This window comes from Glutamicibacter sp. BSL13 (assembly GCF_052928425.1).
The window spans coordinates 1-21,211 of record NZ_JAVGCZ010000043.1 but is presented as its reverse complement, the minus strand read 5'-3'; the positions used below and the strand labels follow the sequence as shown (position 1 = coordinate 21,211).

The following is a 21,211-nucleotide window of genomic DNA, read 5'->3' as shown; positions in this document are numbered from 1 at the left end:
GGAACGCCCACTCCAGCCCCGCCTCGGTCAGTCCCAGATGCGCGAATGCCGGGCTGCCGTAGGCGAAGGGGTGCGCCGCCGCGCCCAGGTCGACGGTGACATCATCACCCAGGGTGTGGCCCGAGGCGGCGGCACCGCCAACCACGGCGTTGCGCTCGAAAAGCTGCACCTGTACCCCGTGCTCGGCCAGCACCGCCGCGGCGGTCAGGCCATTGGGTCCAGAACCCACCACGTTCGCACGCAACACCATTGCTCGTTCTCCCCTGTTCCTGTTCTTCACCGTCCCTGGCCGGGACGGTCGGCTTCCTGCTCGGCTGTGCGCCTAGCCCTTGTCGATGAAGCGGTCCTTCCAGGAGTCGTTGCTGATATCGCACAGTTGACTGATCTGGTCCTCGGCCCGCCGGGCCAGGTCCGCCAGCAGGTCCGGATCCAGCCGCGGCTCCTCGGGGACCATTAGCTCCAGGGTTCGCCACATGCGCAGCTTGGCGTTCAGCAGGCCGGTCAGCACATCCAGCTGCACCTGGGCCAGCGAGAGCCGTCGCATGCGGGAGGGGTTGAACGGGTTAAAGCGCCCCACGATCCAGGCGAGAGGGGCAAAGAGTTTCAAGGCCTTGTGCTCTTCGAAACCCAGCTGGGCAATGATCCGCTTCAGGTCCTCCTGGTCGGCGTGCACCTGATTCTCCAGGGAGATCAGACGCTGTTCATTGGCTGTGCCCTGCCATGTTTCGACGGCCGCCTTGAAGTGTTCCAGTCCGGAGCGGGAGCCCAAGAGGTGCTCGCTGAGGTACTGATGCAGTTTGTCCTGATCGATGCGCATGTCAGTGGCCATGGCCGGTGGTCCTCCGCGGTCGGTCCGGGGCGCACCGGTGCCGGTGCGTCCTTCTGTGCTCCGCACGCTACCGGGCAGCCCGGACCCGGCCAACCACCGGGAGGATTTCACGGTGTTTTCCCACCTAACCCGCACCGGCTGTTCCCCCTGGGGTGCGGGGACGTTAAAACAGGACTCCCGGCCCACCATTGCTGATGGGCCGGGAATGTCCCGCACCGGTGCGCCAGGCACCGAGCGGTTCACCGGAAAGGCAGGATTGTGGCCTACGAGGAGTATTCCTTCAGCAGGCCAGTGACCGGATTCCACTGGGTGATCACGGTCTTGTCCAGGGCGCCGGTCTTGTTGAACGGATCCTCCTCCAGCACCTTGCGCAGCGCCTCTTCCGACTCGGCGCGCATGATCAGCAGCGCCCCATCGTTGATCGGGCACGGCCCGGAGGCCAGCAGCTGCACCGGACCGTCGGATTCAAGGAATTCGGACAGGTACCCGCGGTGGGTCGGGCGGTGCTCATTGCGCAGTTCTTCGGAATCTTCGGCGTACACGTATTCAACGGCAAAAACTTTCATGGTTTCAGCGTAGCGGCACGGCGCCTAGAAGATCTGGATGGGTTTGAAGATGTCCGCGTATATTAAGAGCCCGCCCATGATCATCATGCCCACCACCACCACGTAGGTCAGCGGCAACAGCTTCAGCGTGTCCACCGGGGCCACGTCCTTCTGCCCCCGCAGCCGGGCGAAGAAGCGCTTGAGCCCTTCGAACAGCGCCCCGGCCACGTGCCCGCCATCCAGGGGCAGCAGCGGGATCAGGTTGAAGGCGAACAACGCCAGGTTCAGCCCGCCAATCAGCGAGATCAGTGAGGCGACCTTGTCCTGCAGCCCCAGCTGCTCCGAGGCGTTGATTTCCCCGGCGATCCGGCCCACCCCGACCACGGACACCGGCCCGTTCGGGTCGCGTTCCTCGGTGCCAAAGGCCGCCTGCGCCACATCCACCAGGCGCTGGGGCAGGTGCAGGATGACGTTGCCGATCTGCGTCAGCTGGTTGCCCACCACTGCCGGCACCGCGCTGAGCGGCTGGGGCAGATTCTGGACACTGGAGCTCATCCCCACGAACCCCACCTGCTCGGTGAGCATCTTGCCGTCATCCCCGCTCACCGGGTAGCCGTTGGGATCCAGCTGCGGACGCTCGGTCCGGTAGGGGGTCAGCGTGGTGCTGTGGCTGGTCCCGTCCCGCTCATACTCCAGGGCGATGCTCTGGCCCGGGTGCTCGCGGATCACCCCGGTCAACTCGTACCATTCATCGTGGGCCACCGGCTGGCCGTTGACCGAGGTGATGGTGTCCCCCGGACGCAGCCCGGCCGCGTAGGCCGGGGCTGACCGGTCGTTGGCACCGCACTGGGCCTCATCGGCGTTCTGCGCGGTGGCCATGCACTGGTACACCTCGGACACCGTGGTGGTGGCGGTGGAGACCCCGAAGCCCATCACCACGATCGCGATCATCACGAAGCCGATCACCAGGTTCACCAGCGGACCACCGAGCATGATGATGATCCGCTTGTGGATCGGCAGCTGGTAGAACATCCGGCCCGCGTCGGTGTCCACCACCTGCTCGTTGGCCTGGGAGCGCGCATCATCGATCAGCTGCCCGAACGCGCGGGTCATCAGCCCGGGCTTCTTGCCCGCCACGGCCTGGGCGCGCGGCGGGTACATGCCCACCATGGACACGTAGCCGCCCAGCGGGATCGCCTTGAGACCATACTCGGTTTCCCCGCGCTTGAAGGAGAACAGGGTCTTGCCAAAGCCGATCATGTACTGCGGAACCCGCAGCCCGAACTTCTTGGCCGGCAGCAGGTGCCCCACCTCGTGCAGGGCGATCGAGGCGGCGATCGCCACCACCATGACCAGCACCCCGCCAATGAACATGAGTGTGTTCATGCCAGCTCCTTGATGAAGTTCCCGGCGAAGGACCGCGCCCAGCGGTCGGTGTCCAGCACCAGCTCGGCGCTGGGTGCCTGCTGCGGCGCCTGGTAGGCCTCCAGCGCCCGTTCGATGGTGTCCACGATGTCGGTGAAGCGGATGCGCCCGTCGTGGAAGGCGTCCACCGCTTCCTCGTTCACCGCGTTGTACACGGCCATGTGCGTCGCCGAGGCCTGCGCGGCCTGCTTGGCCAGGCGCACCGCGGTGAACACCTGCTCATCCAGCGGCTCGAACGTCCAGCTGGCGGCGGTGGAGAAATCACAGGCCTGCGCGGCCCCGGGAACCCGGTGCGGCCAGTTCATGCCCAGCGCGATCGGCAGGCGCATGTCCGGCGGGGAGGCCTGGGCGATCACCGAACCGTCAATGAACTGAACCATTGAGTGCACGATCGACTGGCGGTGCACAACCGGTTCGATCCGATCCAGCGGTACGTCAAAGAGCAGGTGCGCCTCGATGACCTCCAGCGCCTTGTTGACCATGGTCGCCGAGTTCGTGGTGACCACCCGGCCCATGTCCCAGGTCGGGTGCGCCAGCGCCTGCTCGGGGCTGACCTCGCGCAGCTGTTCACGGCTGTAGCCGACGAACGGTCCGCCGGAGGCGGTGACGATCAGCTTGGCCACCTCATCGGGGGTGCCCGAACGCAGGGCCTGGGCCAGGGCGGAGTGTTCGGAGTCCACCGGGGCGATCTGCCCTGGGGCGGCGGCGGCCTTGACGACCTGCCCGCCAATGATCAGGGATTCCTTGTTGGCCAGCGCCAGCAGGTGACCGGCCTGAAGTGCGGCCAGGGTGGGCTTCAGCCCGATGGCCCCGGTAATCCCGTTGAGCACCACATCGGCACGCTCATACCCGGCCACGGTGGTGGCCGCCTGCTCACCGGCGACCAGCTGCGGGTGGTAGCCGCTGACCCCGGCGGCCTCGGCGGCCTGGGCGATCGCCGAGGCCAGGGCGTCCACGTCGGGCAGCGCGCACCCGACCAGTTCGGCGCGGAAGGCCACCGCCTGCTGGGCCAGGAGGGTGAGGTTGCGTCCTCCGGCGAGCGCGGCGACGCTAAAGCGTTCAGGGGCCTTGGCGATGACGTCCAGGCCCTGGGTGCCGATGGAGCCGGTGGATCCAAGCAGCGTGACGCGGCGCGGGTGCCCGGCGGGGGTAAAAACAGATTTGGTGCTCACCCAACAATTATGGACGTGAACGCTGTGAGCGCCCAAAGAGCTGGCCGGGGTGTGATTCTGAACCGGTTGGCTCGCCTGGGGCGCGGGCGCCGCACTACTCTGGGCTCAGGTCCCCCGCCCCGCTGGCGCGCACCGGCATGGTGCTGGCGGACGGCCGCGGATCCCAGCAACGTCAGCAGGAGGGCAGCAGCTCATGGAGAACCAGGCGAACAACGGCAACCAGGCGGACGAGGCAGTGGCGGTGAAGAACGCCAGCACCCCGCAGCAGATTCCCGAGCTCTTCGCCGAGGGCTGGAACAAGAAGGACGCCCAGGCCCTGGGCGCCGTCTTTGCCACGGACGCGGACTTCGTGAACGTCGTGGGCCTGTGGTGGAACGACCGCGAAACCATCATGGACCGGCACGCCTACGGGTTTGAACGGATCTTCGCCGACAGCTTCATGGCGCTGATCGAGGTGCGCGTGCGCCCCCTGGGCCAGGACCATGCGGTGGTCCACGCCCTGTGGGAGGTGACCGGGCAGAACACCGAGCACGGCCAGAAGGCCGGGGCCCGCACCGGGATCTTCAGCTTCGTGGCCGAACGCGAGGGTCAGATCTGGCGGGCCGTCAGCGCCCAGAACACCGACCGCGCCCCCGGGATGCAAACCCACGTGGCCGAAGGCGGCACCCTGCGCACCGCGTCCTATAAGAACCTCTCCCCCAAGAGCGGGAGCTAGCCTGGGCCGCCGGCCCCGAACCACCCTGGGGTTCGGGGCCGGCGCAGCGCCGTGGTTTGCCCCGCGTGCAGCCGCGGGCTACTGCCCCGACCCGGCCGTGCTGTGCCCTTGCCGGGTGAACATCAGGCAGGTGCGCCGGGCGGTGGCCACCACCACGCCGTCCTGGTTCTTGCCCGTGTGTTCGAACGTGGCAATGCCCATCCCCGGTTTCGACTTGCTCTCCCGCAGGCTGATGACCTTCGACTCCGTGTACAGCGTGTCCCCCGGGTAGAGCGGGTGCGGGAAGTTGATTTCGGACAGTCCCAGCTGCCCCACGATGGTGCCCTGGGTCAGCTGCGGCACCGACTGGCCCACCATGGTGGCCAGGGTGAACATCGAATTCATGACCCGCCCGCCCAGGGGCTGGGCGCTGGCGAACACCTCATCCAGGTGCAGCGCCTGGGTGTTCATGGTCATGGTCGTGAACAGGACGTTGTCGGTCTCGGTCATGGTCCGTCCCGGGGAATGCACATAGAGCGCATCCTCCTGAAGCTCATCAAAATACAGGCCGCGCTGCTCAATCCGCTTCATCTGTGCCCCTGCCCTACAGTCCCAGGCTGCGGGCAATCAGCATCAGCTGCACCTCGGTGGTGCCCTCGCCGATTTCCAGGATCTTTGAATCCCGGTAGTGCCGGGCCACCAGCGACTCGTTGATGAAGCCGTAGCCGCCGAAGACCTGGGTGGCATCACGCGCATTGTCCATGGCCGCCTCGGAGGCGATCAGCTTCGCATGCGCCGCCTCGATCTTGAAGTCCTGTCCGGCCAGCATCTTCGCCGCCGCCGCATAATAGGCCAGGCGGGCCGAATGCACCCGGGAGGCCATGCGCGCGATGGTGAAGGAGATCGCCTGGTTCTTGCCGATCGCCGTGCCGAAGGTGGTGCGGGTCTTGGCATACTCGACGGCCTCGTCCAGGCAGCCCTGGGCGGCGCCGGTGGCCAGGGCCGCGATCGCGATGCGACCCTCATCCAGGATCTCCAGGAAATAGGCGTAGCCGCGTCCGCGCTCGCCGAGCAGGTTCTCCTCGGGAACCACCGCGTCGTTGAAGCTCAGCGGGTGGGTGTCGCTCGCCCGCCAGCCGACCTTGTCGTAGGCCGGCTCCACGGTGAAGCCGGGGGTGCCGCTGGGCACGATCAGCGCGGAGATTTCCTTGGCGCCGGTTTTCGCGTCCTGGCCGGTGACCGCAGTGATGCTCACGTGCGAGGTGATGTCGGTGCCGGAGTTGGTAATGAACTCCTTGGCCCCATTGATCTTCCACTGCCCGTCCTGCAGCACGGCCTTGGTCTTGGAGGCCGAGGCGTCGGATCCGGCGCCCGGCTCGGTCAGCCCAAAGCCGCCCAGCTTCGTGCCGGCGGCCAGTTCCGGCAGCCAGCGCTGCTTCTGCTCCTCGGAGCCAAAACGGTAGATCGGCATGGCGCCCAGGGACACCCCGGCTTCCAGCGTGATGGCCACCGACTGGTCCACCCGCCCCAATTCCTCCAGCGCCAGGGCCAGGGCGAAGTAGTCCCCTCCCATGCCGCCGTAGTCCTCACTGATGGGCAGCCCGAATAGTCCCAGCTCCCCCATTTGCGCCACAACCTCATACGGGAAGGTGTGGGTGGCATCATGGTGGGCGCTGACCGGGGCAACAACCTCACGGGCAAATTCGCGGACTACCTGCACCAGGTCCTGGTAGCTCTCATCCAGTTCGTGTTCCAACATGCGAGTCTTCCTCCACAGCTTGGTCGCGCCGCACCCGGGTGCCGGTGGGTCCCGGGGACGGCGAGGGACTTGGCGGTGCCGGTGCGTAATGCGTTGAGTCGCCCCGGCACAGCACGTAAGGTTAATAATGATTAACTAATTCGAGACTAGTGGCGTAGTTCACACTTGTCTAGCGTTAGCCGAACCACGAGTGCAAGGGGGCGTTCACATGGCCAGGAGCTACCCGCATCTGAGCGAGCCGACCGAGCGTGAGCGGGCCAAGGCCGAGCGGCGCGAGTCCCTGTTGCGCGAGGCCACCCGGCTCTTTGCCCTGCACGGCTACGCGGGGGTGTCACTGGAGGATCTGGGGGCGGCCTGCGGGATTTCCGGGCCAGCGGTGTACCGGCATTTCTCCGGCAAGCAGGCCGTGCTGATCGCGCTGATGGTGGACATGTCCAAGGACATCCTCGACGGCGGGCAGAAGGCGGTGGGTTCCGGCGGTGAGCCGCTGGAGGTGCTGGGCCGACTGGTGGACTTCCACACCGACTTCTCGCTCTCGCGCCCGGACATCATCCAGGTGCAGGACCGCGACCTGAAGTCGCTGCCCAAGAATGAGCTGCAGCTGGTTCGCAAGCTGCAGAACTCCTACATCGGGTTGTGGACGGACCAGCTGGGCAAGCTGCACCCGAACGCGACCTCGCAAATCAATCGCTTCCGGGCCCATGCGGTCTTCGGGCTGCTGAACTCGACGTCACATTCGGTTCACAACCCGCGCACCAAGAAGTCCGGTTTGAAGGCGCTGCTGTCCCAGATGGCTCTCGCCGCCCTCACTTCCCCGGTAGGCTAGTGCCGACCACCCATTTTGATGCCGTATCGACCGATGCGGTCCCCGTTTCAAGACGAAAGGCTGTTCTCGTGCATCTACGTGAAGTGCGCCCTTCCGACCTCGACGACTTCTTCGCCCACCAGCAGGAGCCGGAGGCCAACCTGATGGCTGCCTATCAGGCGCGCAACCCCTCGGACCGCTCGGTGTTCAACCACCACTGGTCCTCCATCCTCAATGACCCCAAGGTCATTGTGCGCACCATCGAGCACGAGGGCGAGGTGGCCGGGTCCATCCTGGTCTTCGAGCATGAGAAGACCCCGGAGATCAACTTCTGGACCTCCAGCAAGTTCTGGGGCAAGGGCATCACCACCAGCGCCGTGGATGCCTTCCTCGCCGAATACACCAAGCGTCCGCTGCTCGCCCACGTGGTGCAGGACAACCTGGGATCGATCAAGGTCCTGGAACGCCGGGGCTTCAAGCTGGTGGGCACCGAGGATGTCTTTTCCAACTCCCGCGCCGAAGTGGTCACCGAAAACGTCATGCAGCTGGACTAGCTGCCCGCCGCGCGCCAACGACGCCGCGCCGGCCACCACCGGGTGAAACAGGACGTGCCGCCATCGCGGCTCCTGTTTCACCCGGTGCTGTTTAACCCCCGGTGCTGTTTAATCCCGGAACGGCCATTGCACGCCTGAGGCCCCCGCGACCCTCGCCGTCGCGGGGGCCTTTACCGTCGTGGGCATAAAAAGAGCCTGCGGCACCCGTCCCCCCAGGACCGGGCACCGCAGGCAGTTCGGTTCACCGCTGCGCGGCTATGACTTGTTCAGGATCCGCCACGCTGCACGGCGTTCGGCCTGCTGGTGCGGGTCGGGCACCGGGGCCGCGGCCAACAGGCGGCGAGTGTAGTCATGCTGCGGGGCGTGCAGCACATCGGTGACCCGGCCCTGCTCCACCGCCTTGCCGTTTTGCATGACCACCACCGAATCGGCCAGCATGTCCACCACCGCCAGGTCGTGGCTGACGAACAGGCAGGCGAAGTTGAAGTCGCGCTGCAGATCCTGCAGCATCTCCAGCACCACGGCCTGTACCGAGACGTCCAGCGCACTGGTCGGCTCGTCCGCGATCAGCAGCTGCGGGCTGAGCGTCAGCGCCCGGGCGATGCAGATGCGCTGGCGCTGTCCGCCGGAGAGCTCGTGCGGGTAGCGGTTGATCACGTTGCGCGGCAGCTTCACCGCGTCCAGCAGCTCTTGGGCGCGCTTGATCCGCGAGGCCTTGTTCCCCACCTTGTGCACCACCATCGGCTCGGTGATGCATTCACCGATCGGGAAGCGCGGGTTCAGGGAGGCGGCCGGGTCCTGGAAGATCACCCCGATGGACTTGCGCACCTCCCGGGCCTGGCGCGGGGAGAGCTTGGGCAGGTTGTTGCCCTGCACCAGCAGGCTGCCCTCGGCGACCGGCAGCAGGCCGAGCACCGCCTTGGCCACCGTGGATTTGCCCGAACCGGACTCCCCCACGATGCCCAGCACCTCACCCTTGGCGATGTCGAAGGAAACCCCCTCCACCGCCCGGTACTTGGTGCCGCGCATGTCGTACTCCAGGACCAGGTCCTTGGCCTCCAGCACCAGTTCCCGCCCGGGTTGGGCGCCCTGGCTGGCATGGGTTTCCGCCGCGTGCGAGCCGGTACCGTTCAGCGAGAATTCGCGCAGCTTGGGCACGGCGGCCAGCAGCCGTTGCGTGTATTCGTGGCGGGGGCTGAGCAGCACCTGGTCCACGGTCCCGGTTTCCACCAGGTTTCCCTGGAACATCACCGCGACCCGGTCTGCCATGTCCGCGACCACGCCCATGTTGTGGGTGATCAGCAGGATGCCGGTGTTCAGCCGGTCCTTCAGTTCGCGCAGCAAGTCCAGGATTTCGGCCTGCACGGTCACATCCAGCGCCGTGGTCGGCTCGTCGGCGATGATCACCTTCGGGTCGCAGGAAATCGCCATGGCTATGACGATGCGCTGGCGCTGGCCGCCGGAGAACTGGTGCGGGTACTGGCGGATACGGCGTTCGGGGTCCGGGATCCCCACCATGCTCAGCAGTTCCACCGCCCGGGCGGTCGCCTCCTTGCCGTAGGCGATTCCGTGCAGCTCCAGCGCCTCGGTCAGCTGGCGCTCAACGGTGAGCACCGGGTTCAGGGCCGTCATCGGCTCCTGGAAGACCATGGCGATGTCGGTGGCGCGCATCTTGCGGATCCGTCCCTGGTCCAGTCCCACCACGTTGACGTTGCCCACCCGGGCCGCTCCGCTCACGTTCGCGTTGCCCGGCAGCAGCCCCATGGCCGCGGTGGAGGTGACCGACTTGCCCGAACCGGACTCGCCGACCAGCGCCACCACTTCCCCGGGACGCACCTCAAGGCTCAGCCCCTTCACCGCATGCACGTCACGGCTCTCGGTTTCGAAGGTGACCTTCAGGTCCTTGAAGCTCAGTGCGTAGTTTTCGCTCATCTCGGTGCTCATGCCTGCTCCTTCCGGATCTTCAGCGACAGTCGGCGGCGGCGTGCCCTAAAGGTCTGGCGCGGGTCGAACGCGTCGCGCAGCCCGTCACCGAGGAAGTTCACGCTCAATGCGATGGCCACGATGATCATGCCCGGCCACCAGAACAGCCACGGGCGGGAGGTGAACGCGTTCTGGTATTGGCTGATCAACAGGCCCAGCGAGGACTCGGGCGCCTTGACCCCGAAGCCCAGGAAGGACAACGAGGACTCAAGCAGGATCGCCCCTGCAATCGCGAAGGTCGCGTTGACCACGATCACCCCGATGGTGTTGGGCAGCAGGTGCTTGAAGACCACCCGGCCGGTCTTGGAGCCCATGGCCTGGGCGGCGGCGACGTACTCGCGTTCCCGCAGGGAGAGCACCTCGCCGCGCACCAGGCGGGCCAGGCCCGTCCAGGTCACCAGGCCCAGCACCAGGGCCAGGGTGATGATCGAACCGGAGGAGGCCCCGGCCATTTGGCCGAGCACGGCGGCCAGCACCAGCAGCGGAATCACGATGAACAGATCGGTCAGGCGCATCAGCACCTCATCGACCCACCCGCGGAAGTAGCCGGCGATCGCGCCGACGATCGAGCCGATGAAGGTGGAGACCAGGCCCACCACCACGCCGATGATGATGGACTTCTGGGTCCCGTTCATCACCAGCGCGAAGTAGTCCTTGCCAATTGAATCCTGTCCGAACGGGTGCTCCCCGATCTGGAAGCCGGAGCCACCCAGCCAGGTGGGCAGCAGGCTCATCGTCGGCTTGCCGCCGTTGACGACTTCTCCGGCATTCAGGTAGGACTGGCCCCACCAACCGGGAATCGGTCCGTAGCCGATGGAGGTGAACGCCACGACGGTAATGAGGATCAGCACCGCCGAGGAGATCATGGCCGGACGGTGGCGCATGAAGCGTTCCAGGACAATGCGTCCCTGGCTCTTGGACTGCTCGTCGTTGCGGGAGAGCTTGGCGTCCTCCACCTCGGCGATCGAGGTGAGGTTTTGCTCCAGCGGATCCTCAATCGGCTCGCTGCCATGCAGCTGCTCGCCGGTGGTCACGTCATCCGGCATCGGTTCGCGCGGCAGGGAGCCCTGACGCTCGGTGTCATTGGTGTTGCTCATGGTGTGTCCTTCGGTGTCCCACCCTGAATTTCTATGCTTTGCCATCTGATCCGTCCTATACGCGAATGCGCGGGTCAAGCAGCGCGTAGACGATGTCGGCCAGCAGGTTGAACAGGATCGCGGCGGTGCCGGTGACCAGGAAGAAGGCCATCACCGGGTTCGGGTCCACGGCGCGCAGCCCGGTGGTGAACATTTCGCCCATGCCCTTCCAGCCGAACACGGTTTCGGTGATCACCGCGCCGCCGATCAGTCCGGCGAAGTCGAAGGCCGCGATGGTGGCGATCGGGATCAGCGCGTTGCGGAAGGCGTGACGGAAGATCACGGTGCGTTCGGCCAGGCCCTTGGAGCGCGCGGTGCGGATGTAATCCTGCTGCTGCACCTCAAGCATGGAGGAGCGGGTGTAGCGCGAGTAGCTGGCCAGGGAAATGATCGCCAGCAGGATGGTGGGCAGCAGCAGCTGGGTGCCGTTGTCCAGGAAGTGGTCCCAGAACCCGCCCTCCAGGTTCGGGGTGGAGGAGCCGATCGTGGAAATGGGGCGGGACTTGATCTTCATGAATCCCGGCCAGGCGCGGAACAGGTGATCGATCACGGTCAGTGCGGCACCGGTGAAGCCCACCAGCATGCTGACGCTCATCGCCGCCTTGCGCAGCCGCCCGCCCATCATCCGGCCAATGACGGCCGGCAGGGCCAGGGCCAGGATCAGGCCCAGCAGCAGGACCCAGACGTTGGGTTCCAGCAGCAGGTTGAAGCTGGCGTAGTAGATCACCAGCACCAGGGCAGTGGTGATCAGTGCCGGGTACAGGACGCGGCGTTCCTTCAGGCCCACGCTCATGGCGGTGGCGCTGAGCGCCACCAGCCCGGTGAGCACCACGATGACCGCCGGCCCCATCTGCGGGTAGCGGTAGAAGTTCAGCCACAGGGAGTACTGCAGCATCAGCGGCACGAACACGGCGGTGATGACCAGGGTCAGTCCCCGGCGCTTGAGCGAGCCGCCCAGCAGCATTTGCAGGATCACACCGGCGATGATGCCGATCAGTATGGAGGTGCCCAGCGTGATGTGGGGCGCGGCGATCCAATTGTTGAATTCGATGGCCATGTAGTTCTTCAGCAGCACCGCGGCCCAGAAGACCGGCAGGGAGAAGAAGAGGAAGGTCAGGAAGGTGACCAGGTAGTCCAGGCCCGAGTACTGGCGGACCGCGGTCAGCACACCGATGGCGATGCCGACGATGGCCGCGATGATGGTGGCCAGCACCACCAGTCGCAGGGTCGAGGAGGCGGCGTTGGACAGCAGTCCGGAGACCTCGATGCCGTTGATGTTCCGGCCCAGGTCACATTGCCCGATCAGGCAGCGGGAGGCACCGGCAAGCCAGCCCAGGTACCGGCCATACCAGGGTTGGTCCAGCTCCATGTACTCGATGCGCTGCTGCATGAGGAATTCTCGGTTGTCGGCGTTGGACTCCCGAAGATCCCCCAGGGGGTCACCGGAATTGATGACCAGGATGTACAGCAGCAGTGAGGCGCCCAGCAGCACGCCCAGGGCGGAGGCCAGTCGCTTGAGGATGTATTTCAGCACGGTGTGTTTACCTACTCTCTACGGCACCGTGAACGCTGTGGGCAGCCGGTGGGCTGGCCGCGGGCATGCTGTGGGGCCCGACCGATGGGTCGGGCCCCACAGGCGTTCAGCGGTTGGAGTCAGCTAGCGGTCCGGGGACTGCTACTCTGCTCGCACCCACTGTTCGGCGTTCCAAACAATGCCGCTCTGGGTGGCGGTGAAGCGGACGTTGTCGATGTCGGAGCTGGCGGCGTTCAGACCCGGGTGGGCGAACAGCGGGATACCGTACAGCTCATCCCACAGCAGCTTTTCGATCTTCTTGGTCTGCTCCAGGTGCACGGCCGGGTCCAGCGATCCGGCCAGGGTCTCCCAAGCCTGGTCAACTTCCTTGTTGGAGAACTTGCCGTAGTTCTGCGGCTTGCCGGTGGAGTAGATGTTCTGGCCCGAGGAGATCTGGCCGGAACCGGCCCAGGCGAACAGTGCTACCTCGTAGTCACCACGCTCCTGGGTACCGCCCGGGGCGAAGAACTGCGGATCACCGGCGTCCTCGACCTTGAAGCCCGCCTTGTCACAGGAGGACTTGATCGCAGCCACCTCGTTGGTGCGGCGTTCGTTCGGCGAGGAGTAGCCGATGCGCACCTTGGTGCCCACCGCGTCGTTGTCCTCCAGGATCTTCTTGGCCCCGTCAACGTCCACCTCGTCGTAGCGGCCGTCATAGGCTGCGTCGACCACTTCCTGGTAGTTCTCCTGGAAGGGGAAGACCTCGCGCAGGTTCATCACCTTGGCGTCCGGGTTCAGCGGCTTGATCAGGTTGTCCACGATTTCCTGGCGCGGAACGCACATGGCGAAGGCCTTGCGCAGTTCCGGATCGGTCATCGCGTTGCCATCACGGAAGTTGAAGTCCAGGTGCTCCCAGGTCAAGGTGTCACCCGTCAACACGGTTACCGAATCCCCCAAGGCTTCCAGCTGGGTCAGGGTGTCCACGGTGGGCTGCGGAGCAATGACGTTCAGGTCCTGGTTCTCCAGCGACTGCACCATGGTGTTGTCGGCGGAGAAGCGGAAGGTGATGTTCTTGGTCGCTGCCGGGGTGCCGTAGTAGTTCTCGTTGGCCACCAGGGTCACCGACTCACCGGCCTGCCAGCTGTCCAGCTTGTAGGGGCCGGAGGACGGGATCAGCGCCTCGTCGGGCAGCTTGCCCGGGTCGGTGTTCCATCCGGTGTTCCAGAACTCGGCGGCCTTCTTCAGCGCCTTGCCGTCGCCGTTGCGCACGGCCTCCACCATTTCCTCGGTGGACATGCCGCCCTGCTTGGCGACCACGTGGGCCGGGCTGACCATCCAGGTCTGGATTTCCCAGTCCGGATCCGGGGCCTTGAAGGTCACGGTGAACTTCTTGCTGTCCGGTTCGCCTTCAGGGCCCTTGGGGACGGTGTCACCCAGGTCCTGGGAAACCGAGTCGAACAGGGCCTTGTCCCCGTCCTTCAGGTTCGGGTTCTGGATGGCCCAGGCCAGCACCGCGTCCGCGGTGGTGATCGGGGTGCCATCGGACCACTTGGCGTCATCGGAGATGGTGTACTCGATGGTCAGCGGGTCGTCGCTGACCTTCTCGTAGGATCCCAGGTCCTCGTTGGCGTAGATCTTTCCATCGGTGCCGAAGTAGGAGAAGCCCGAGACCAGGCGGTCGGTGATGGCCGAGTTGTAGGTCGAGTAGGTCTGCGGAGTGAAGCCGTTGTAGCTAATGAACTCCGGTGCACCCACGCTGACGGTGATGGTGTCGTCCTTGGTGGTGATGTCACCCAGGTCGGCCAGGCCGGTGGTGCTGGCGTCGCCGCCGCCTCCGCCGTTCTGGGTCGCCGACCCGCTTTCCTGCGGTGCATCGGATCCACCCGGTGCACAGGCCGACATGGTAAAGGCCAAAGCAGCGCCCAGCGCTACGGCCTTCGAAACGCGTTGAAAGCGCATTTCGCCTCCTTGAGATGATCGAGCAAACGGTGAAGAACCCTCGGTTCCATGTGGAATACATCACACGATGGATTCCGTTGAGCAATAGACTAGCGGGTTTTTGGGTCCTTGGATATAAAAAGAGCGCTTCAGATTCGGCGTGAGCCAGCTCTCGTAACGAGGTGTTATGCGCCATAGTTACCCACCCGTATCGTGACGCGGCTCTCATATCCGCGAGAACTCAAGGAACTCTTTCACATTGGGAAAATTCAATGGGAACGCGTTAGGATGCACCCAACCTCAAGGAATTGCTTTATAACATTTTTGCAACATCTGCTTCAGGAGGTAAGAATCCGAAGCATTTCCTGAATTTGCGTCTTGAACGACGAAAACAGGCGCCACCGATCCCAGATGGGATCGGTGGCGCCTGTTCGTGACGGAACCCGCGCACCGCGGGCCCGCGGCCCTGGCTGCGGCTAGATCAGGGTCGCCCCCGGGATCGCGCCGAGCAGGTTGCGGGTGTACTCGGTCTTGGCATCGTTGAAGATGTCATCGGCCGTGCCCTGTTCAACGATCTGCCCGCGCTCCATGACGCAGACGTGGTCGGCGATCTGGCGCACCACCGCCAGGTCGTGGGTAATGAACAGGTAGGTCAGCCCCAGCTCGCGCTGCAGCTCATCGAGCAGCTCCAGCACCTGGGCCTGGACCAGCACGTCCAGGGCCGAGACGGCCTCGTCGCACACGATCATCTCCGGCTGCAGGGCCAGGGCACGGGCGATGGCGATGCGCTGGCGCTGGCCACCGGAGAGCTCATTCGGGAAGCGGTGCATGGTCGAGGCCGGCATCGAGACCTGGTCCAGCAGTTCCTTCACCCGCTTCTGCCGGCTGGCCGAGTTGCCGATCCCGTGGATGCGCAACGGTTCCTCGATGGTGCGGTAGATCGAGAACATCGGGTCCAGGGACCCGTAGGGGTCCTGGAAGATGGGCTGGACCCGGCGACGGAACTTGAACAGTTCCTTCTCGCTGAGCTTGCCCATCTTCTCACCGTCGAATTCGATCTCCCCGCTGGTCGGCTCCAGCAGGTTCAGCACCATCTGGGCGATGGTGGACTTGCCCGACCCGGATTCGCCCACCACTGCGGTGGTGGTGCCGCGTGGGATCGAGAAGGAGACCTTGTCCACCGCGGTGAACTTGTCCTTGCGCCCAAAACCGCGGCGGATATCGAAGACCTTGGTCAGGTCCGTGATCTTCAGCAGCTCATCCTTCGCCTTGGCTCCCGCCCCCTCGGAAGGGTCCACCCGCTGGCTGGCCAGGCATGGGGCCTTGGCGATCAGGCGCTTGGTGTACGGGTGCTGCGGATTGCGCAGCAGCTCCAGGGCCGGGCCGGATTCAACCACCCGCCCCTTGTACATCACCACAACCTTCTCGGCGCGTTCGGCGGCCAGGCCCAGGTCGTGGGTGATCAGCAGCACCGCGGTGCCCAGTTCGCTGGTCATGGTGTCCAGGTGATCCAGGATCTGCTGCTGCACGGTCACATCCAGCGCGCTGGTCGGTTCATCGGCGATCAGCAGCCGCGGACGGCAGGCCAGGCCAATGGCGATCAGCGCACGCTGGCGCATGCCGCCGGAGAACTCGTGCGGGTACTGCCCGGCACGGGTTTCCGGGTCCGGCAGCCCGGCGTCGGCCAGCACCTGGGAGACCCGTTCCTTCGGGTTCTTCCCGGCCAGGCCGTTGGCCTTGAGCGTCTCGCGCACCTGGAAGCCGATCTTCCACACCGGGTTCAGGTTGCTCATCGGGTCCTGCGGGACCATGCCAATCTGGTTGCCGCGCAGCTGCACGAAGCGCTTCTCGCTGGCCTGGGCAATGTCCTCCCCATCGAAGAGGATCTGCCCCGAGGAGACCTTGCCGTTGCCCGGCAGCAGGCCGATGGCCGACAGCGCGGTGGTGGACTTGCCCGAACCGGACTCGCCCACGATTGCCACGGTCTCCCCCGGCATGACGATCAGGTTGGCATCGCGTACCGCGTGCACCGGCCCGTCCGGGGTGGAGAAGGTGATGGCCAGGTCCTTGATTTCCAGCAGCGGCTGCGGAGTTTGGGTCTCAGCCATGACTAGGCCCCCTTCCGGGACTTGGGATCCAGCGCATCACGCACGGCATCGCCGAGCATGATGAAGCTGAGCACGGTGGCGGAGAGGAACAGTGCGGGCCAGAACAGCACCCACGGGTTGTTGCGCAGCTGGGTCTGGGCTGCGGCGATATCGTTACCCCAGCTCATCACGTCCGGCGGCAGGCCGATGCCCAGGAAGGACAGCGTCGCCTCGGCCACGATGTAGATGCCCAGGTTCACGGTCGCGATCACGATGATCGGGGCCAGCGAGTTCGGGATCACGTGCTTGACCAGGGCACTGAACTTGGACAGGCCCAGGGCCCGAGAGGCCTTCACGTAGTCGGCCGCGCGCGATTCGATGACCGCACCGCGGGCGATGCGGGCCACCTGCGGCCAGCCGAAGATCGTCAAGGTCACGATCACCGTCCACACGCTCTTGTTCTCGCGGAACGCCGGCAGCTGCATCACGATGATGGCGCCCAGGATCAGCGGCAGGGCGAAGAAAATGTCACCGATGCGGGCCAGCACCGCATCCAGCCAACCACCGTAGTAGCCGGCCAGCGCGCCAATGGAACCACCAATGATCACCACGAAGATCGTGGTCATCACGCCCACCAGCAGGGAGGCCCGGGTGCCGTAGATGACGCGGGAGTAGATGTCGCAGCCCTGGAAGTTAAAGCCCATGGGGTGGCCTTCGGTGGCCGGGGAGTTGGAGTTCATCAGATCGCACTGCAGCGGGTCGTTGCCGGTGAGCACCCCGGGCAGCGCGGCGACGAACAGCACCGCCAAAATCATGATGACCGAGATGATGAACAGCGGCTGCTTGCGCAGCGAACGCCAGGCCTCAGCCCACATGGACAGCGGCTTGCTGGTTTCCTCCACCGCGTCCACTGCCTTCAGCGGCGTTTCGTCCAGCGGGGCGACGTAGTGCGGGATGTGGTACTTGGAGACCTTCCCGGCCCGGCGGTTGGGTTCCATGCCGCCGGAGGCATTAGTTGGTGTGATGTTCTCAGGCATAACGGATCCTCGGGTCAAGCAGGGCGTAGAGCAGGTCAACGATCAGGTTGGCGAGCACGAACACGATCACCAGCACCCCGACCACGGCCACCACGGTGGGCGTTTCGCCCTTCTGGATCGCCTGGTAGAGCAGGTGGCCCACCCCGGGCACGTTGAAGATGCCCTCGGTGACGATTGCGCCGCCCATCAGGGCACCGAGGTCGGCGCCCAGGTAGGTGACCACTGGGATCAGCGAGTTGCGCAGAATGTGCACGGTGATCACGCGGTTGCGGCTCAGCCCCTTGGCGGTGGCGGTGCGCACGTAGTCGGCCTGCTTGTTCTCAATGATCGAGGTACGGGTCAGGCGCAGCACGTAGGCGAAGGACACCAGGCCCAGCACCACGGCCGGCAGGATCAGCTCATCCCAGCGCGCGCCCCCGGAAACGGTTGGCTTGGCCCACTGCAATTGCACGCCCACCACGTACTGCAGCACGAAGCCCAGCACGAAGGTCGGCACGGCGATCACGATCAGCGAGGCGATCAGCACGGTGGAGTCGAAGATCTTGCCCTTGCGCATCCCGGCGATGACGCCGAAGATGATGCCAAAGACCGATTCGATGGCCAGGGCCATCACGGCCAGGCGCGCGGTGACCGGGAAGGCCCGGGCCAGCACGTCGCGCACTTCCTGGCCGGAGAAGGTGGTGCCCAAGTCGAAGGTCACCAGGCTCTTGAGGTACAGGGCATACTGCAGCCAGAACGGCTTGTCCAGGTTGTACTGGGCGCGCAGGGCGGACTCTACCGCCGGGGACATCGGCTTACCGCCGGACAGCGCCTGGATGGGGTCACCAGGGGTCGCGAAGACCAGGAAGTAGACCAGCAGGGTGGCACCGAGGAACACCGGTATCAGCTGCAGGAACCTTCGTAGCGTAAATGTAATCATGGCTGGGTCTCACTCCATGATGCGGTAGGGCACTGGGCCATTGTCTTTCCTCATTTCCGTCGGATATTGCCGGACGCGCAAGCTTGGTGAAGTGACACGTCAAAGGGAGACCCACACGCAGGAGGGTCTCCCTTCGCCGTGCACAAGCACCCGAACCGCTTCCACGGCTCAGGCCACTCGCAAATTACTTGCCGGTGATCTCGTAGTAGAGCGGCACGCCGTTCCACCCGAATTCGACGTTGGAGACGTTGTCGCTCCAGCCGCCCTGGACTGCCTGGTACCACAGCGGGATGGCCGGCAGGTCCTTGAACAGGATCTCCTGGGCTTCGTTGAAGATCTTCGCGCCGTCCTCGGGGGTCTTGGCAGCCAACCCCTCCGAGAGCTTCTGGTCGAATTCCTTCGAGGAGTAGTCGCCGTCGTTCGAGCCGGCGCCGGTGCCGTACAGGGCTCCGAGGAAGTTGTACAGCGACGGGTAGTCGGCCTGCCAGCCGGTGCGGAAGCCGCCCTTCATGTCCTTGGCGGTGACCTTGTCACGCAGGGCCTTGAAGGAGGTGAACGGCTCCGGAGTGGCGTCGATGCCCAGGTTGTTCTTGATCTGGTTCACCACGGCCTCAACGTATTCCTTGTTGCCGGCACCGTCGACGTTGTAGCCGATGGACAGCGAAGCGCTAGACCATTCATTGATCTTGTTCGCTTCCTCCCACAGCTTCTTGGCTTCGTCCACGTTGAACTCCAGCACCTCGCTGCCCGGAATCGAGTCCGAGTAGCCTTCCAGGACCGGGGCGGTGAATTCCTTGGCGATGACCTTGTTGCCGAAGTAGATCTTGTCGATGATCTGCTGGCGGTCGATCGCGCGGGAAATCGCCTGGCGGCGCAGGTTGCCTTCCTCGTCCTGGCCAAAGTGGTCGATGTAGTTCGGGATGGTGATGGTCGCGTTGCCGGCGTACGGCGAGTTGACCGAACGGTCCCCGAGGTCATCCTGGAACTGCGCCAATGCGCTTGGCGGCACCTGGTCCAGCACGTCGAGGTTGTTCGACAGCAGGTCCTGGTAGGCCGACTCGGTGGACTGGTAGACCTTGAAGTCGATGCCGGCGTTCTGCGTCTTGCGCGGACCGTCGTAGCTCTCGTTCGGCTCCAGCTTCAGGTTGACGTCGTGGTTCCACTCGGTCAACTTGTACGGGCCGTTGCCCACCGGCTTCTCGCCGAAGGCCTTCGGGTCGTCATACGCGGCCTCCGGCAGCGGGTAGAAGGCCGTGTATCCCAGGCGCAGCGGGAAGTCGGACTCCGGCTGGCTCAGTTCCACGGTGAAGGTGTGGTCGTCCACAACCTTCAGCCCCTCCATCTCGTCGGTCTTCGCGTCCTTCTTGATGACCTCGTCGTAGCCCTTGATGGACTCGAAGAAGTAGGAGTTCAGCTGCGCGTTCTTCGCTGCGGCGCCAAAGTTCCAGGCGTCGACGAAGGATGCCGCGGTCACCGGGGAACCATCGGAGAAGGTCTGGCCTTCCTTGATCTTGATGGTGTAGTTCTGCGAGTCCTCGGTCTCGATCGACTCGGCGATCTCGTTGACGACCTTGCCGTCAGCGTCGTAGCTGACCAGGCCGGTGAAGATCATGTCCATGATGCGGCCGCCACCAACTTCGTTGGTGTTGGCCGGCAGCAGGCCGTTCTGCGGTTCGGTGGTATTAGCGCTAATGACCTTCGAGGTGTCGCCGCCGCCCTCAGCGGATCCGTTGCCACCTTCGTCGGACGAGCCACCACCGCAAGCGGTTAGGGTTAGCGCCAAGGCCGCGGACAGCGCCAGCGCCTTGGATGCCTGCGAGTATCGCATCCTATTTCTCCTCAACTTTGAGTTGCAGTTCGCTACAACGAACAGTCTGTGTCCCACGGCACTAGTGAGCCGCAGCACTAGTGAAAGACGTTACAGCAAACATTCCGAAACAACTAATGAACATTCACATATTTTGCGGATTGTTATCCGCCTGATATGCATACATGGGAAAATGGCGCCAGCGTCACGGTCCCGCGATTATCTGAAAAGGTTGATCAGCCCCGGATTTTCCAGCACACCTCCGAGGTCCGCGAGGAACTGGCTGCCCTCCTTCCCGTCGATCAGCCGGTGGTCGAAGGACAGCGCCAGCGTGGCCGTGTGGCGCAGCGCCAGCTCGTCCCGGTACTCCCACGGACGGCGCTTGATCTGCCCCACGGCGAGGATTGCCGCTTGACCCGGCGGCAAGATGGGTGTACCGGCATCCACGCCGAAGACTCCCACGTTCGTGATTGAGAACGTACCGCCGCTGAGCTGCGCCGGGGACAGCGTCCCGGCCCGGCCCTGTTCGATGATGCCGGACAGCGCCTCGGCCAGCTCGCCCAGTGACAGGCGCTGCGCGGCCGGCACCACCGGAACCAGCAGTCCCCGGTCGGTGGACACCGCCATCCCCAGGTTCACCGAGCCGCGTTCGATGATCTGCCCGTTCTCCCCATCCCAACTGGCGTTGATGGCGCGGTGGGTGGCCAGCAGCCGGGTGCTGACCAGGGCCAGCAGGGTCGTGAAGTTCACGTGCTTCCCCCGCAGGCTCGGGTGCTGCTTGAGCTGCTCGATCAGTTCCAGGCTCGCGGTGACATCCACGGTCAAGAACTCGGTGACGTGCGGGGCGCTGAAGGCGGAGTCGACCATCGCCTTGGCCGTCGCGCGGCGCACCGCACTGATCTTCACCACCCGGTCCTCGTCCTGTGCCGCGGGCGAGGGCGCGGGCGGCTGTCCCTGCGCGACGGCAGGCTGCTGCCCGGCGGTGGCCTGCGTGCCGCGGGCCGCCAG

At 65.0% G+C, this 21,211-nt stretch carries 19 protein-coding genes; 3 read left to right on the top strand and 16 right to left on the bottom strand.

Annotated elements, in window-relative coordinates; genetic code table 11:
• The 5 genes from RCJ92_RS09410 to dxr all read right to left on the bottom strand — a co-directional run.
• A partial coding sequence (locus tag RCJ92_RS09410) for an NAD(P)-binding protein (RefSeq protein ID WP_446754402.1) occupies positions 1 to 250 on the bottom strand: 250 nt, incomplete at its 3' end.
• 72 nt (positions 251 to 322) lie between these two features.
• Positions 323 to 829 carry a hypothetical protein gene (locus RCJ92_RS09405; protein WP_343831121.1) on the bottom strand — a complete coding sequence of 169 codons (507 nt, stop codon included), beginning with the start codon at positions 827 to 829 and terminating at the stop codon, positions 323 to 325.
• A gap of 263 nt (positions 830 to 1,092) precedes the next feature.
• Positions 1,093 to 1,395, bottom strand: a complete 303-nt coding sequence (locus RCJ92_RS09400; protein WP_446754401.1) for a YciI family protein — start codon at positions 1,393 to 1,395, stop codon at positions 1,093 to 1,095.
• A 24-nt stretch (positions 1,396 to 1,419) separates the two neighbouring features.
• A complete protein-coding gene (locus RCJ92_RS09395; RefSeq protein WP_446754400.1) occupies positions 1,420 to 2,760 on the bottom strand; it encodes a M50 family metallopeptidase in 1,341 nt (446 codons plus the stop codon).
• A complete protein-coding gene (gene dxr / locus RCJ92_RS09390; protein WP_360028712.1) occupies positions 2,757 to 3,971 on the bottom strand; it encodes a 1-deoxy-D-xylulose-5-phosphate reductoisomerase in 1,215 nt (404 codons plus the stop codon). The genes RCJ92_RS09395 and dxr overlap by 4 nt, the downstream gene beginning before the upstream one ends.
• A gap of 193 nt (positions 3,972 to 4,164) precedes the next feature.
• On the opposite strand from dxr, the gene RCJ92_RS09385 reads away from it, so the two are divergent.
• Positions 4,165 to 4,686, top strand: coding sequence for a YybH family protein (locus RCJ92_RS09385; RefSeq protein WP_446754399.1), 522 nt, complete (start codon positions 4,165 to 4,167; stop codon positions 4,684 to 4,686).
• Between the two features lie 78 nt (positions 4,687 to 4,764).
• On the opposite strand, the gene RCJ92_RS09380 is transcribed toward RCJ92_RS09385, so the two are convergent.
• Together RCJ92_RS09380 and RCJ92_RS09375 are read right to left on the bottom strand one after the other, a co-directional pair.
• The gene (locus RCJ92_RS09380; protein WP_446754398.1) at positions 4,765 to 5,256 is read right to left on the bottom strand and encodes a MaoC family dehydratase; all 492 of its coding nucleotides are present in this window, start codon (positions 5,254 to 5,256) and stop codon (positions 4,765 to 4,767) included.
• A gap of 13 nt (positions 5,257 to 5,269) precedes the next feature.
• The gene (locus tag RCJ92_RS09375) at positions 5,270 to 6,424 is read right to left on the bottom strand and encodes an acyl-CoA dehydrogenase family protein (RefSeq protein ID WP_138925852.1); all 1,155 of its coding nucleotides are present in this window, start codon (positions 6,422 to 6,424) and stop codon (positions 5,270 to 5,272) included.
• A 208-nt stretch (positions 6,425 to 6,632) separates the two neighbouring features.
• Here RCJ92_RS09375 and RCJ92_RS09370 point away from each other — a divergent pair, with 208 nt between their 5' ends.
• The gene (locus tag RCJ92_RS09370) at positions 6,633 to 7,250 is read left to right on the top strand and encodes a TetR/AcrR family transcriptional regulator (protein WP_054821527.1); all 618 of its coding nucleotides are present in this window, start codon (positions 6,633 to 6,635) and stop codon (positions 7,248 to 7,250) included.
• Between the two features lie 68 nt (positions 7,251 to 7,318).
• Positions 7,319 to 7,783 (top strand): GNAT family N-acetyltransferase, encoded by a 465-nt coding sequence (locus tag RCJ92_RS09365; protein WP_138173364.1) that lies wholly within the window; start codon positions 7,319 to 7,321, stop codon positions 7,781 to 7,783.
• A gap of 255 nt (positions 7,784 to 8,038) precedes the next feature.
• Here RCJ92_RS09365 and RCJ92_RS09360 read toward each other — a convergent pair whose 3' ends face one another.
• The 9 genes from RCJ92_RS09360 to RCJ92_RS09320 form a co-directional block, all read right to left on the bottom strand.
• On the bottom strand, positions 8,039 to 9,727 hold the full coding sequence (locus RCJ92_RS09360; protein ID WP_446754397.1) for an ABC transporter ATP-binding protein: 1,689 nt from the start codon (positions 9,725 to 9,727) through the stop codon (positions 8,039 to 8,041).
• Positions 9,724 to 10,812 carry an ABC transporter permease gene (locus tag RCJ92_RS09355; protein ID WP_391495662.1) on the bottom strand — a complete coding sequence of 363 codons (1,089 nt, stop codon included), beginning with the start codon at positions 10,810 to 10,812 and terminating at the stop codon, positions 9,724 to 9,726. Before RCJ92_RS09355 ends, RCJ92_RS09360 begins: the two co-directional genes overlap by 4 nt.
• A gap of 106 nt (positions 10,813 to 10,918) precedes the next feature.
• Positions 10,919 to 12,436, bottom strand: a complete 1,518-nt coding sequence (locus RCJ92_RS09350) for an ABC transporter permease (protein ID WP_138925849.1) — start codon at positions 12,434 to 12,436, stop codon at positions 10,919 to 10,921.
• Between the two features lie 141 nt (positions 12,437 to 12,577).
• Entirely contained in the window at positions 12,578 to 14,374 is a 1,797-nt protein-coding gene (locus RCJ92_RS09345) for an ABC transporter family substrate-binding protein (RefSeq protein ID WP_138173370.1), read from the bottom strand.
• Positions 14,375 to 14,829: 455 nt separating this feature from the next.
• Positions 14,830 to 16,461 (bottom strand): ABC transporter ATP-binding protein, encoded by a 1,632-nt coding sequence (locus RCJ92_RS09340; RefSeq protein ID WP_446754396.1) that lies wholly within the window; start codon positions 16,459 to 16,461, stop codon positions 14,830 to 14,832.
• Positions 16,462 to 16,463: 2 nt separating this feature from the next.
• On the bottom strand, positions 16,464 to 17,438 hold the full coding sequence (locus RCJ92_RS09335) for an ABC transporter permease (RefSeq protein ID WP_138173442.1): 975 nt from the start codon (positions 17,436 to 17,438) through the stop codon (positions 16,464 to 16,466).
• Positions 17,439 to 17,469: 31 nt separating this feature from the next.
• Entirely contained in the window at positions 17,470 to 18,396 is a 927-nt protein-coding gene (locus RCJ92_RS09330) for an ABC transporter permease (RefSeq protein ID WP_138173374.1), read from the bottom strand.
• Between the two features lie 184 nt (positions 18,397 to 18,580).
• Positions 18,581 to 20,224, bottom strand: coding sequence for a peptide ABC transporter substrate-binding protein (locus RCJ92_RS09325; protein ID WP_446754395.1), 1,644 nt, complete (start codon positions 20,222 to 20,224; stop codon positions 18,581 to 18,583).
• 198 nt (positions 20,225 to 20,422) lie between these two features.
• On the bottom strand, positions 20,423 to 21,211 hold a 789-nt coding region (locus RCJ92_RS09320; protein WP_446754394.1), incomplete at its 5' end, for a dihydrolipoamide acetyltransferase family protein.

Coding starts and splice junctions, on each gene's coding strand:
- RCJ92_RS09405 (WP_343831121.1), bottom strand. CDS start 829: ATGGCCACTGACATGCGCATCGATCAGGACAAACTGCATCAGTACCTC.
- RCJ92_RS09400 (WP_446754401.1), bottom strand. CDS start 1,395: ATGAAAGTTTTTGCCGTTGAATACGTGTACGCCGAAGATTCCGAAGAA.
- RCJ92_RS09395 (WP_446754400.1), bottom strand. CDS start 2,760: ATGAACACACTCATGTTCATTGGCGGGGTGCTGGTCATGGTGGTGGCG.
- RCJ92_RS09385 (WP_446754399.1), top strand. CDS start 4,165: ATGGAGAACCAGGCGAACAACGGCAACCAGGCGGACGAGGCAGTGGCG.
- RCJ92_RS09380 (WP_446754398.1), bottom strand. CDS start 5,256: ATGAAGCGGATTGAGCAGCGCGGCCTGTATTTTGATGAGCTTCAGGAG.
- RCJ92_RS09375 (WP_138925852.1), bottom strand. CDS start 6,424: ATGTTGGAACACGAACTGGATGAGAGCTACCAGGACCTGGTGCAGGTA.
- RCJ92_RS09370 (WP_054821527.1), top strand. CDS start 6,633: ATGGCCAGGAGCTACCCGCATCTGAGCGAGCCGACCGAGCGTGAGCGG.
- RCJ92_RS09360 (WP_446754397.1), bottom strand. CDS start 9,727: ATGAGCACCGAGATGAGCGAAAACTACGCACTGAGCTTCAAGGACCTG.
- RCJ92_RS09355 (WP_391495662.1), bottom strand. CDS start 10,812: ATGCCGGATGACGTGACCACCGGCGAGCAGCTGCATGGCAGCGAGCCG.
- RCJ92_RS09345 (WP_138173370.1), bottom strand. CDS start 14,374: ATGCGCTTTCAACGCGTTTCGAAGGCCGTAGCGCTGGGCGCTGCTTTG.
- RCJ92_RS09340 (WP_446754396.1), bottom strand. CDS start 16,461: ATGGCTGAGACCCAAACTCCGCAGCCGCTGCTGGAAATCAAGGACCTG.
- RCJ92_RS09335 (WP_138173442.1), bottom strand. CDS start 17,438: ATGGAACCCAACCGCCGGGCCGGGAAGGTCTCCAAGTACCACATCCCG.
- RCJ92_RS09330 (WP_138173374.1), bottom strand. CDS start 18,396: ATGATTACATTTACGCTACGAAGGTTCCTGCAGCTGATACCGGTGTTC.
- RCJ92_RS09325 (WP_446754395.1), bottom strand. CDS start 20,224: ATGCGATACTCGCAGGCATCCAAGGCGCTGGCGCTGTCCGCGGCCTTG.